We start from the raw sequence: 12,875 nt of genomic DNA, 5'->3' as shown, positions 1-12,875 counted from the left end.
CGGTCGGTGATCGTCCGTCCGCGCTCCACTGTACGTGCTGAACAACAGCGATGTCATTCACCGGTCAGGCGACACGGACCGTGTCGTCAGGCGGACTCCCGGACGCGCCCACTCTGGCAGGATCGAGGGGGTGAGCTCAACTCTCTCCAGCGTGGCGCTGGTGGAAGAGCTGCAGGCCAGGAGCCGTGAGGTGGACCCGCTGGTCAACGCCATCTGCACGCCCAACCCCGCCGCTCTCACCCATGCCGCCCAACTCGACACCGAGCGTGACGAAGGTCGAGTCCGTGGTCCGCTGCACGGCGTCCCGGTCCTGGTCAAGGACAACATCGACACCGCCGATCTGCTGACCACAGCCGGCTCACTCGCACTGGCCGACCAACCGCCGCCACCAAAGGACGCTCCACTGGTACGGCGGCTCCGTGAGGCCGGCTGCGTCGTACTGGGCAAGACCAACCTGAGCGAGTGGGCCAACTTCCGCGGCTCGGCGTCCTCGTCCGGCTGGAGCGCGTACGGCGGCCTGACACGCAACCCGTATGCCCTGAACCGCTCTGCCGGCGGCTCCTCGAGTGGATCGGGCGCAGCGGTCGCCGCCGGGCTGGCAGAGTACGCCATCGGCACCGAGACCAACGGGTCGATCGTCTGCCCGGCCGCACTCAATGGCATCGTGGGCCTGAAGCCCACAGTCGGCCTGATCCCGCAGCAGGGCATCGTGCCGATCTCCCACTCGCAGGACACCGCCGGACCGATGACCAGGACGGTCACCCAGGCTGCGGCCCTGCTGACCGTGCTGACCGGTGGCAGCACCGACTACACCGAGCACTGCCTTGGTGCAGACCTCACCAACGTGCGCATCGGCGTACCGCGGGGACCGCTGTGGGGGTACTCCCCTGGCCTCGATCAGGCCACCGAGCACGGGCTGGGGATCCTCAGCCGGTGTGGGGCCACGCTGGTCGACCACCTGTCGCTGCCGACCCCTGGTGGCGACGAGGACCAGTTGCAGGTGCTTGCACATGAGCTCAAGGTCGACATGGCGGCGTACCTGGCCACCCGCGTTTCCGGCGGCCCACGCACGCTGGACGATCTGATCGCCTTCAACAAGGAGCACGCGGACGTCGAGCTCCAGTGGTTCGGCCAGGAGCTGTTCGAGCGGGCCGCGGCCACCGAGGGCCTCGACGCCCCGATTTACGTGGCTTCCCGGCTGACAGCGCTCCGGGCGGGCCGGGACGGGATCGACAACCTGCTCCGGGACAACCAGCTCGACGCCCTCGTCACGCCGTCGTACTCCCCGGCCTGGACCATCGACCTGATCAATGGCGATCACGTGCTCGGCAGCTCGTCCTCCCACGCCGCGTTGGCGGGTTATCCGCTGCTCTCGGTGCCGTCCGGGCTGGTCGCCGGACTGCCGGTTGGGATCACGTTCAGCGGTACCGGCCGAAGTGATACCACGCTCATTCGCTTGGCTCACGCCTTCGAAACCGCGAGAATCAGGGCAGACGGACCGTTCCCGACCCCGGAGTTCACACAGTGGGTGTAGATCGCGTCAGGTGGGGTATCGTTGCTACTGGCAACATCTCCACGTCGTTCACGAGGGATCTGAAACTACTACCCGACGACGCCGTGGCGACCGCTGTCGCGTCCCGTTCACAGCACAACGCCGACCGGTTCGCCGCCGAGTTCGGTATCGAGCACGCGTACGACGACTATCGCCGATTGATTGAATCCGGCACGGTCGACGTGATCTACATCGGTACACCACATCCACAGCACTACGCGGTCGCCCGGGCCGCATTACAGGCCGGGATCGCGGTTCTCTGCGAGAAGCCGGTGACTTTGACAGCCAAGCAGGCGCGGGACCTGATCGCGGTCGCGACCGAGCACAAGACGCTGTTCGCCGAGGCGATGTGGATGCGGACCCACCCCGTCATCCAGGCGTTCTTCGCGGACCTGGAGACCGGCGTGATCGGCGATCCGCAGCAGGTCGTCGCGGACTTCGCCTTCCATAAGCCGTCGTTGCCCGCCCGGCTGCTCGACCCGGCCCTGGGCGGCGGCTCGCTGATGGACGGCGGCATCTATCCGATGACGTTCACGTACATGGCGCTTGGCCGTCCGGCCGAGGTCAAGGCGGTCGGCTCGCTCAACCAGGACGGTGTCGACCTCAACGTGGCGATGGCCTGGCGGTACGACTCCGGCGCGGTCGCCGCGCTGACCTGCGGCCTGCGCTCGCAGAACCCGTGGACCGCCGCGGTGAGTGGCCCGGACGGCAGTCTGTTGCTGCCGCACCGCTTCCACCACCCGGAGTACTACGTGCGCCGTACGGCGGCCGGCGACGAGCGGATCGACGTACCGACGCATGGGCTTGGGTACCACTATGAGGCGGGGGACGTGATGCGCGCGCTGCGCAACGGGCTCATCGAGGTCCCGTCGCTGCCGCATGCCGCGACGATCGAGATTCTCGAACTGCTCGACGAGACCCGCAGCCAGATCGGGGTGCGGTACCCCGGTGACGACGAAGACCTGGGTGGATGAGCACATATGCCTGACGGACGTAGTTCCTTCGTAGTGGTGGCCAACCGGCTGCCGGTCGACCGGATCGAGATGCCCGACGGCAGTACGGCGTGGCGGCGCAGCCCAGGCGGGCTGGTGACCGCGCTGGCACCGGTGATGCAGGGTCACCACGGTGCCTGGATCGGCTGGACCGGCAGCGCCGACGAGAAGGTCGATCCTTTTGACAACGACGGCATGCACCTGGTCCCGGTGATGCTGTCGGCCGAGGACGTGCAGCTGTACTACGAGGGGTTCTCGAACGCGACGCTCTGGCCGCTGTACCACGACGTGATCGTGGCGCCGGAGTTCCACCGGGAGTGGTGGGAGTCGTACGTCGCGGTGAACCGGCGGTTCGCCGAGGCGGCCGCGGACGCCGCCGACGACAACGCCGACGTGTGGGTGCACGACTACCAACTGCAGCTGGTCCCGGCGATGCTGCGCCGGCTGCGTCCCGACGTCCGGATCGGGTTCTTCCTGCACATCCCGTTCCCGCCGACCGAGCTGTTCGCGCAGATGCCGTGGCGGCGGCAGATCCTGGACGGGCTGATGGGCGCGGACCTGGTCGGCTTCCAGCGGCCGGGGGCCGCGTCGAACTTCGCCCGCCTCGCCCGCAACCGGATGGGCCTTCGCACCCGCGGCGACCGGATCCATCTACCCGACGACCGGATCGTCCGGGCCAAGGCGTTCCCGATCTCCATCGACGTCGGCGAGCTGGAGACCCTGGCCCGCAAGCCGGAGACCCTGGCCCGCGCCGCAGAAATCCGCCGGGAGGTCGGCGACCCAGCCCACATTCTGCTCGGGGTGGACCGGCTCGACTACACCAAGGGCATCCGGCAACGGATGCGCGCGTTCGGGGAGCTGCTGGACGAGAAGCGCGTCTCGGTCGACGACGCGGTGTTCGTCCAGGTGGCGACGCCGTCCCGCGAGCGGGTCGAGCAGTACCGCGTACTGCGGGACGAGATCGAGCTCCTGGTCGGCCGGATCAACGGTGAACACGGCCGGATCGGTACGCCCGCGATCAACTATCTGCACACGTCGTACTCGAGGACCGAGATGGCCGCCCTGTTCCGCGCCGCCGACGTGGCCGTGGTGACACCGCTGCGCGACGGGATGAACCTGGTCGCCAAGGAGTACGTCGCCTGCCGGTACGACGACACCGGCGCGCTGGTGCTGAGTGAGTTCGCCGGTGCGGCCGACGAGTTCCGGCAAGCGTTCCTGGTGAACCCGCACGACATCAACGGGATGAAGGACACCATCGTCGACGCGATGAACACCGACGACCGCCAGCTCGGCCGCCGGATGAAGGCGATGCGCAAACATCTGGCCGCACACGACGTGAACGTCTGGGCAGCGAGCTTCCTGAAGGCGCTGCATGCCGAAGACTGATGGCCGGATAGTCGCACTCGATCTCGGTACGTCGTCCGCCCGCGCGCTGGTGTTGTCGGCCGCCGACGCCAGCCCGGTCCCGGGAGCGCTGGCGCGGTACAAGATCTCGCCGACGTACGCGACCGGCGGCTCGGCGACGCTGGACCTGCACGAGTACGTCGAAGGGCTGCTGGGCTGCCTGGACGAGCTGCAGCAGAACGGTCATCTCGACGACATCGGCGCGATCGTGCTCTCCTCGCAGTGGCACTCGATCGTTGCCCTCGACAACAAGGGTGCGGCGCTGACCCCGGTCATCACTTGGGCGGACACGCGGTCGGTGGAGCTGGACCTGGGATCGTCGTTCGACGAGCACGCGTTCCACGCCCGCACAGGGTCCTGGCTGCACCGGCTCTACTGGACCCGGCGGATCCCGTGGCTGCTGTCCGAAGGCTCGCCGGCCGGCTTCGCTGGTCTGCCGGACCTGGTGCTGGAGCGGCTCACCGGCGAGCGGGTCACGTCGGTGTCGATCGCGTCCGGGACCGGGACGCTCGACCTCGCTCGCGGTGTGTACGACGAGGAGGCGCTGGAGATCGCCGGCGCCAAGGCCGAACTGCTGCCGCCGATCGTCCCGACCGGGTGGACCGGCTCTCTGTCTGCGGAATTTGCGCGTCGCTGGCCCGGATTGGTCGGCGTACCGGTGCATCCGCCGACCGGTGACGGTGCCGCGTCGAACGTCGGGACCGGTGGGTACGACGAGACGACTGCAGCGGTGACCGTGGGGACGTCGGCCGCCGTACGGGTGGTGCATCCGATCGCGGACGCGCCCGAGTTGCCGTGGGAGTTGTGGCGGTACCGGGTGGACGACAAGCGAGCGGTGACCGGGATGGCGTTCTCGGCCGCGGGGAATCTGCATGCGTGGCTGACCGGCGTACTGCAGCTGGAGTCCGACGAGCCGGCCGGGGTCGAGATCGGGTCGTCGCGGGTGATCGCGATCCCGCTCCAGGCGGGAACTCGGCCGCCGGCGACCGTACCGAGCGGCTCAGGCGCGTACTTCGGGCTGTCCTTCGACGACAGCGGCGAGGATCTGCTCGCGGCCTCTCTGCAGGGCGCGTCGCTGGAGATCGACCGCGGGTTGCGGATGCTGGATTCCCTCTTCGGCCTCGAGCTCTCCGTCGTACTCGGAGGGGGTGGGATCGACGCGTCCGCCTGGTGGCGGCGATGCCTGACCGCAACCTTCGCCCGGCCGACCACAGTGTGCGCGGAGGCCGAGGTCGGCGCCCGAGGCGCGGCAGCCGTCGCCCTCGGTCTGTCCCCCGAACCAGGCGGCGAACACCTGACGCCGGTCGACGCCGAAGTCTCTCGGGTGGCGGAGCTCCGGCCGCGCTACTCTGCGCTCCGGGAACTGGCTGTCCGAGCGTCGAGGGAGCTGGGTTGACGCCGTACCAAACCGCAAACATCTGGGAGCCACCTTCGGCCGTCCCAAGTGGAACGCGCCTGACACGCGTGTCTACGACGCAGTGGTGCTGCAGATCGTCCTGCTCTGGGAGCGAGCCGGCGTGGCCGGCCGGGCCCACGGCCGCTTCCTGATGCTGCTTCCGCGCGGTGCCCGCCTGCTCCAGGCTCCCGATCCGGATTCCGCTCTGCGCGAGCTGCTCTGACCGTCGTACTGCGTCCGCGGTACGGCGAGGATACGGCTGCTGGACGACGTGGTTTCGGTGCGTGACCACGTACTGTGAGGGAATGGGCGCGCTCCTGCGGTTCTGCCGCGACTTCAGGTGGCACCCGTTGGCGCTGGATCACGGCCTCGCACTGACTCTGCTGGCCATCACCCTGCTGGTGCCGGGCAGCCGGCACGTCGGTGAGCGGATCCAGTTGACGCCGACGGTCGTGGTGCTGTCCGTCGTGGCCGCGATCGCGCTCGCCCTGCGCCGACTCGCGCCGTTGGTGGTGCTCGGCGCGACCACGATCGTGACGATCGCCTACCAGGTGATCGAGCAGGGGAAGAGCCCGATCGTCCTGTTCATGGCGTGCGCGGTCTACACGGTCGTGATGGAGAAGGACCGAAGGACCCGTTCGATCGCGGTGGTAGTGGTGGCGGTGGTGACGCTGATCTCCGATGCCCCGGTCTCCGACGGCAATGTGCTCGACAACCTCGGAGTGATGCTCCTGGTCCTGTTCGCGGGCGCGACCGCTGAGGCGGTGCGGTATCGGCGGGCTCTCCAGCAGGAGCTGGAGGAACGGGCTCTCCGCGCGGAGCAGTCCCGTGAGGAGGAGGCGCAGCGGCGAGTGATGGAAGAGCGGCTGCGAATCGCGCACGAGCTGCACGACGTGATCGCTCACCACATCGCCCTGATGAACGTGCAGTCCGGGGTCGCCGCGCATGTGCTGCGCAGCCAGCCGGAGGAGGCCGAACGAGCCCTTGCCCTGGTCCGCGAAGGCGGCCGGACCGTCCTGCAGGAGCTCACTGTCCTTCTCGGCGTACTGCGACGTTCCGGTACGTCGTTGCCGACCGCACCCACACCGTCATTGCACGAGGTGGGTGCCCTGGTCGACTCGTTCGCGGCCGCCGGGGTCAAGGTCGACTGGCAAGTGCCGGACTCACTCGGCCAACTCCCCGACGTGATCGAACTGACGGCGTACCGCATCGTGCAGGAGTCCCTCACCAACGTCCTCAAACACGCCCCAGGCGCCGCCGCCCACATCCGCCTGACCCGCCACCCAACCGCCCTAACCGTAGACATCACCAACACCACCCCATCACCCCACGCCGCGCCCCCACCCCCCACCACCACCCGGCCCGGCCCCAGCCCCACACCTTCCACAGAACCGTCCGGCGCCACACTCAACGGCTCCCACCCCGGCCCCACAACCCCCGGGAGCCAGCTCAACGCGACCAACGCCGCAGGCCGCCCCGACACCGCACTCTCCGGGGACCACCCCGGCTCCACACCTTCCAGTGGGCAGCCCGGCGCCACACTCACCGGGGCCCAGCCCGGCTCAACAGCCACCGGGACTCGCCCCGGCTCCACACCCTCCGGGGGCACTGGCTCATCCCCCTCCGGACGCCCTTCCGGCTCCGCCTCACACCGTGCCGGCGCCGGGCACGGGTTGTTGGGGATGCGGGAGCGAGTCGAGGCTGTGGGTGGGGAGTTGCGGACCGGGCCGGAGGCGGGTGGGGGTTTTGGGGTGCATGCTGTTCTTCCTCTCGAGACGGGAGTCGTAGGTGACGATCCGGGTGCTGCTGGCCGACGACCAGACGCTGATCCGCAGCGGGTTCCGGGTGCTGGTGAGCTCAGCACCCGATTTGGAGGTCGTTGCTGAGGCGTCGAACGGCCGCGAGGCGATCGAGCGGGCCCGCAGCGAGCGGGCCGACGTGATCCTGATGGACATCCGGATGCCGGAGGTCGACGGGCTCGCGGCAACCAGGCTGATCACCGCGGACGAGGCGCTGGCCGGGGTGAAGGTGCTGATCCTGACCACCTTCGAGGTGGACGAGTATGTCTTCGAGGCGATCCGGTCCGGCGCCAGCGGGTTCCTCGGCAAGAGCGTCGAGCCGGCCGAGCTGATCAACGCGATCCGGGTGGTCGCCCGCGGCGACGCGCTGCTCTCACCGAAGGCGGTCCGCGGCCTGATGAACCGCTTCCTGGCCGAGCCCCGGATCGGCCAGGACCTCGGCCCGTCCGCTCTCGACGTCCTCACCGACCGGGAGCGCGAGATCGTCAGCCTGGTCGCTCTCGGGCTGACCAACGACGAGATCGCCGAGCGCCTGGTCTTGTCGCCCTCGACCGCGAAGACGCATGTCAACCGCGCGATGATGAAACTCGACTGCCGCGACCGCGCCCAGCTGGTCGTGCTCGCCTACCAGACCGGCCTGGTGCGTCCGGGGACGACGCTGCCGGCCGACGTACCGCAGACGCAGTAGTTCGTACGGCATCCGCAGTACGTCGAGAAGCCCACGACTGACCGACGCGGGCTACAACCCCCGGCCGGAACGATCGGCAGCATGGCTACCTTCCTCTACCGGCTCGGCCGGTTCGCTTTCCGCCGGCGTCGGCTGGTGGTGCTCGTATGGCTCGGTCTACTGGCCACCGGAGTCGCCGGTGCGGCCACGCTCTCCGGCCCGACGTCCGACGCCTTCTCGATCCCGGGGACCGAGTCGCAGCGCGCCGCCGACCTGCTCGGCGAGCGATTCCCGCAGGCCGGCGCCGACGCGGGAACGGCCCGGATCGTCTTCCAGGCACCCGACGGCCAGAAGCTGACGGACACGGCCAACGCCGCGCAGGTCCGGCAGACTCTGGACCGGATCACCGACGCCCCACAGGTGGCCAGAGTCCTGGATCCCTTTACCGCCAAGGCGATCTCCCCCGACGGCCGGACCGGCTACGCCCAGGTCACGTACGACGTACAGGCCCAGGAGGTGACACCCGAGGCCCAGGAAGCGGTCGCCACCGCGGTCGAGCCGGCACGCGCGGCCGGCCTCACAGTCGAGTACGGCGGTGACGCCATGCAGGTGCAGGACGAGCAGAGCCTGACCGAGGTGATCGGTCTGGGCGTGGCCGCGGTCGTCCTGCTGATCACCTTCGGCTCGCTCATCGCCGCCGGCTTACCGTTGCTATCGGCAATCATCGGGATCGGGATCGGGGTCACCGCGATCACCGCCGCGACCGGTTTCATGGACATCGGATCCGGTACGCCGATCCTGGCGCTGATGATCGGGCTCGCGGTGTCCATCGACTACGCCTTGTTCATCATGTCGCGTTACCGACACGAGCTGAGCACAGGTCTGGAGCCCGGGGAAGCGGTCGGGCGCGCGGTCGGCACGGCCGGGTCGGCGGTGGTGTTCGCCGGTCTGACCGTGGTGATCGCGCTGGCCGGGTTGTTCATCGTCGACATCCCGTTCCTCACCCAGATGGGGCTGGCGGCCGCGTTCACCGTCGTACTGGCCGTCGCGATCGCACTCACGCTGCTGCCTGCTCTGCTGGGCTTCGCCGGACGACGGGTCCTCGGCGGCCGGATCCCAGGATTGCGGTCCGGTGATCCCGAAGCCGCTGGTCGCATGTCCGCCGGGCGTCGGTGGGGTCGGTTCGTCACCCGCCGACCAGTGGCGGTGCTGCTGGTGACGGTGATCGGCCTCGGTACGCTGGCGATCCCGGCGACCGACCTCGAGCTCGGCCTGCCCGACGACAGCTCCGCAGCTCCAGACTCCACCCAGCGCAAGGCGTACGACCTGCTCTCCGAAGGCTTCGGCCCCGGGTTCAACGGTCCGCTGATGGTGGTCGTCAACGCCGGTGGATCAGCCGATCCTGGTACGGCGGCCAACGCTACGGCGACCGCCGTACGCGGGCTGCCGGACGTGGCGATGGTGACGCCGCCGACGTTCAACCCGGCCGGGGACACGGCGTTGCTGACGGTGATTCCGGCCAGCGGTCCGAGTACGACGCAGACGCGCGACCTGGTCCAGGCGATCCGGGCGTTGCCGGAGAACGACAGCACCGAGGTGGCCGTCACCGGCGCGACCGCGATCAGCATCGACGTCTCGGACAAACTCCGCGACGCATTGGTGCCTTACCTCGCGCTCGTGGTCGGACTCGCGTTCCTGCTGCTGATGCTGGTGTTCCGGTCGATCCTGGTGCCGCTGAAGGCGACTCTCGGCTTCCTGCTCACGGTTGCGGCGACGTTCGGTGCGGTGGTCGCGGTGTTCCAGTGGGGCTGGCTGGCCGGTCTCTTCGGGATCGAGGGCCAGACCGGGCCGGTGATGAGCATGCTGCCGATCTTCCTGATCGGCGTGGTGTTCGGCCTCGCGATGGACTACCAGATCTTCCTGGTCACCCGGATGCGGGAGGAACACGTCCACGGCGCCGAGCCGCGCGCCGCCGTCGTCGACGGGTTCGCCCACGGCGCCCGCGTCGTCACCGCGGCCGCGATCATCATGACCGCCGTCTTCTCCGGGTTCATCCTGTCCAGCCAGACCCTGATCCGCGAGATGGGCTTCGGCCTCGCGCTAGCGGTCGCCATCGACGCCTTCGTCGTCCGGATGACCCTCGTCCCCGCCGTCATGGCCCTCCTCGGCCGCTCCGCCTGGTGGCTCCCCCGCTGGCTCAACCGCCTCCTCCCCAACGTAGACGTAGAAGGCGAATCCCTCCGCCGCCAGCTCACCACCACCCCCCACGAACCCGAACTAATCTCCCGCTGATCCCACGGATTTCCGGAGGTTCAGTGCCACGTGGTGGCACTGAACCTCCGGAAACCGCACAGGTGCTGGGGGCCGCAAGCCATCAGGCTTAACCCGATAGATCCAGGGCGGGTGGCAGAGCTTTCCGTGCTTCCCGAAGACGATCCGGCTTGTCGCCTCATGGCTCCTGGTGCTGAGGCTCACGGCTCTGGCTGACGCAGTGGGTGATCCGTCCCTGGCACACCGGCGAGGAGTCGGCGCCCTGCCTGCTTCACCGCGCCAACACGAGCCCCTGTTATCGGGTGGCGAGGCGGCGGAGGGCGTTGGCGTAGCGGCGGGCGGCTAGGGATTGGGCTTTGCGGGTGGCGGGGCCGCCTAGGCGGGTGTACCAGGTGGCGGGGCGGCTGTAGGCGCGGATGGTGAAGTGGATGCCGTCGGGTTCGCGGGTGACGACGAAGGACTCCTCGCCGGACTCGGGGTGGCCCTGGAGGGTGCCGTAGGCGAAGCCGACGCGGTCGGGTTCGTCGACGATCCAGACCACGCGGCAGGGAACCGGAAGACCGAGCATGCCCAGGGGACTCACGGTGCGGAGGCGGCCGATCAGCATGCCGGCGCCGAGCCGGCCGAGCGAGTTGGCGCCGATGGCCACCGGGCTGTCCGTCGACTTCATCGGCAGGCCGGCGGTGCGGTGCATTCGCCAGTTCAGCAGGGCCTCACCCGCACGGCGGAACACCTCGTCACCCTCGCCGATCCGGGCCTTGTACTCCAGCCGGTGATAGCCGGGCGGCGTCTCGTCGTACCGGGTGGAGCCGACCACGTCGTACGAGAACCGCAGGCCAGTCAGGTCCTCGAGCTTCATCAGGTCCCTTCCGTCGTACCGAGTCGTCGCCAGGCCAGCAATCCGCACAGTGCGAAGCCGACAGCGTTCGCCAGCCCGTGGGTGGCGACCATCCACTCCAACGGTAGATAGGGCGTCGGAGCCACATGTCCCAGGGCCCAGCTCAACGCCAAGATCATGGTCACGACGAGCACAGCGGCGGAGATGGTGAGCAGTACGGCGGTAGCCCGGTCGGCCTGGCGGGCACGGCGCCAGAGGTTCCACCCGACCAGCCACATGCCGGCGGTCAGTACGGCGGCGCCGGCGAGTTCGACCGGGTCGCCGAGGAAGAAGCCGAGCAGGACGATCCCGGTGCCGAGCGGGACGCTGATCGCGGCCGCGTCACCGGCGGTCGTGCGCGGTCCGGCGATCAGGAAGGCGATCAGCGCGGCCGCGAACCCGGCGAAGTGGAAGTGGGCGACCGTAAGCGAGAGGACGGTCAGCTTGAAGCCGAACAGTTGGTACGACGATCGTTCGGCGACCAACGAGAGTGCGGCGATCGACGGAGTCGCGAGCGCGGTGTAGAGCGCGATCTCACGGGGCCGCAATCGCTTGTGTTGAAGGAAGTCGCGGGCGGCGAGCCCGATCAGGACGAGAGTCCCGGCCAGGTAGATCGACGCCAAGGTGATCGAGGCGGGACCACGGGGAAGCCAGAGGGCGATGACACCGGGCACAGCGAAAAAGAACCACCAGCGTGGGCCGGTGGTCCTGCCGAGGCCGAGCCGATCGGACAGCACGGTGAGCCCGAGCCGGTCCGACAGCACGGTGAGCCCAAGGCGGTCCGAGAGCACCGTGAGCCCGAGGCGGTCCGACAGCACGGTGAGGCCGAGGCGGTCGGACAGCAGGGTGAGCCCGAGCGGCACGATGACGAGCATGCCCAGGCTCACCACTGCATGGACAACAGCGATCAACTGCTCTTCAGACCGCTGGTCTTGTCCTCCTTGAGCGCCTGGAACAGCGCCTTGGCCTTGGCGGTGTCCCACTTGACCGAGGACCCCTTGTAGCTGGTGTCGGAGACCGGGACCGTGAGCGTGACGCCGTCACCGCCGCCGGAGACCGACTTCATCGCCATCGCGAACTTGACCAGGTCCATCGGGCCGGTGTCGTTGTCGATGGTCAGCGCGTCGGCGCTCGCCGTACCCAGCCGGTAGTAGCGGATCGGGTTCAGGAACGTCCAGGGCGACACCGCCTTGTCGGCGACCGCGCCGATCATCTCGCGCTGCCGCTGGACCCGGCCGAGGTCGCCGAGCGGGTCGGACTTGCGGGCCCGGACGTACCCGAGCGCGTTGGTGCCGTTGAGCTGCTGGCAGCCGGCCGGCAGGTCGATGTGCGCATCCTTGTCCTTCATTGCCTTAGGCAAGCACATCTTCACGCCGCCGACGCTGTCGATGATCCCGGCGAACCCGCCGAAGCCGATCTCGACGTAGTTGTCCACCCGCAGACCGGTGACGCCCTCGACCGTCTGGATCAGCAGCTTCGGCCCGCCGAAGGCGAACGCGGCGTTGATCTTGTTGTGGCCGCGTCCGGGGATCGGCACGTAGCTGTCCCGCGGCAGGCTGATCAGTGCGGTCGGCCCGGACTCGGGGACGTGCAGCAGCATGATCGTGTCCGTGCGCTGCCCGGCCGCGCTGCCGGTGCCCAGCTTGGCGCGCTCGGCCCGGCTGAGGCCCTCACGACTGTCGGAGCCGACCAGCAGGTACGTCGTACCGGGCGTCTCGGCGGGGCGCTCGCCGGCCGGCATGGCGTCGACCTTGTCGATCCGTCCCCACGCGTACAGGGGTACGCAGATCAGGGTGAGGATGAACAGCAGGACGATCAGACCGATGATGCGGCCGAACCAGTTGCGCCGCTTCTTCGGCTTGGCCGGCGGCCGCTGGTTCACGTAGCGCGGGTCGATGGGCTGCGGTTGACTCATAC

The 12,875-nt window shown here is 68.9% G+C and carries 11 protein-coding genes; 8 read left to right on the top strand and 3 right to left on the bottom strand.

All coding sequences use genetic code 11. From position 1 onward, the window contains the following. Window positions 1-130 precede the first annotated feature (130 nt). The 8 genes from V9K99_RS23615 to V9K99_RS23580 all read left to right on the top strand — a co-directional run bounded on the left by V9K99_RS23615 (window position 131) and on the right by V9K99_RS23580 (window position 10,102). Window positions 131-1,534 (top strand): amidase, encoded by a 1,404-nt coding sequence (locus tag V9K99_RS23615; protein ID WP_337006473.1) that lies wholly within the window; start codon window positions 131-133, stop codon window positions 1,532-1,534. After that, complete coding sequence (locus V9K99_RS23610) at window positions 1,525-2,526, top strand: Gfo/Idh/MocA family protein (protein ID WP_337006471.1); 1,002 nt, start codon at window positions 1,525-1,527, stop codon at window positions 2,524-2,526. The genes V9K99_RS23615 and V9K99_RS23610 overlap by 10 nt, the downstream gene beginning before the upstream one ends. 6 nt (window positions 2,527-2,532) lie before the next feature. Next, a complete protein-coding gene (locus V9K99_RS23605) occupies window positions 2,533-3,930 on the top strand; it encodes an alpha,alpha-trehalose-phosphate synthase (UDP-forming) (RefSeq protein WP_337006469.1) in 1,398 nt (465 codons plus the stop codon). Then, complete coding sequence (locus V9K99_RS23600; protein WP_337006466.1) at window positions 3,917-5,344, top strand: FGGY family carbohydrate kinase; 1,428 nt, start codon at window positions 3,917-3,919, stop codon at window positions 5,342-5,344. Before V9K99_RS23605 ends, V9K99_RS23600 begins: the two co-directional genes overlap by 14 nt. A gap of 85 nt (window positions 5,345-5,429) precedes the next feature. Next, window positions 5,430-5,567, top strand: coding sequence for a hypothetical protein (locus V9K99_RS23595; protein ID WP_337006464.1), 138 nt, complete (start codon window positions 5,430-5,432; stop codon window positions 5,565-5,567). A gap of 82 nt (window positions 5,568-5,649) precedes the next feature. Beyond that, the gene (locus tag V9K99_RS23590) at window positions 5,650-7,230 is read left to right on the top strand and encodes a sensor histidine kinase (RefSeq protein ID WP_337006462.1); all 1,581 of its coding nucleotides are present in this window, start codon (window positions 5,650-5,652) and stop codon (window positions 7,228-7,230) included. Continuing rightward, entirely contained in the window at window positions 7,133-7,831 is a 699-nt protein-coding gene (locus V9K99_RS23585) for a response regulator transcription factor (RefSeq protein ID WP_337006460.1), read from the top strand. The genes V9K99_RS23590 and V9K99_RS23585 overlap by 98 nt, the downstream gene beginning before the upstream one ends. Window positions 7,832-7,912: 81 nt before the next feature. Continuing rightward, window positions 7,913-10,102 (top strand): MMPL family transporter, encoded by a 2,190-nt coding sequence (locus V9K99_RS23580; RefSeq protein WP_337006459.1) that lies wholly within the window; start codon window positions 7,913-7,915, stop codon window positions 10,100-10,102. A 274-nt stretch (window positions 10,103-10,376) separates the two neighbouring features. Here V9K99_RS23580 and V9K99_RS23575 read toward each other — a convergent pair whose 3' ends face one another. Genes V9K99_RS23575 through V9K99_RS23565 form a run of 3 tightly spaced genes read right to left on the bottom strand, consistent with a single transcriptional unit; the run spans window position 10,377 to window position 12,873 of the window. Next, on the bottom strand, window positions 10,377-10,940 hold the full coding sequence (locus V9K99_RS23575; protein WP_337006457.1) for a DUF1990 family protein: 564 nt from the start codon (window positions 10,938-10,940) through the stop codon (window positions 10,377-10,379). Continuing rightward, complete coding sequence (locus V9K99_RS23570) at window positions 10,940-11,833, bottom strand: YndJ family protein (RefSeq protein WP_337006455.1); 894 nt, start codon at window positions 11,831-11,833, stop codon at window positions 10,940-10,942. The genes V9K99_RS23575 and V9K99_RS23570 overlap by 1 nt, the downstream gene beginning before the upstream one ends. A 32-nt stretch (window positions 11,834-11,865) precedes the next feature. Continuing rightward, the gene (locus V9K99_RS23565) at window positions 11,866-12,873 is read right to left on the bottom strand and encodes an LCP family protein (protein ID WP_337006454.1); all 1,008 of its coding nucleotides are present in this window, start codon (window positions 12,871-12,873) and stop codon (window positions 11,866-11,868) included. Window positions 12,874-12,875 lie beyond the last annotated feature (2 nt).

This window comes from Kribbella sp. CCNWLW201 (genome assembly GCF_037203805.1).
Lineage (GTDB): Bacteria > Actinomycetota > Actinomycetes > Propionibacteriales > Kribbellaceae > Kribbella.
This window is presented reverse-complemented; position numbering and strand designations above follow the sequence as displayed.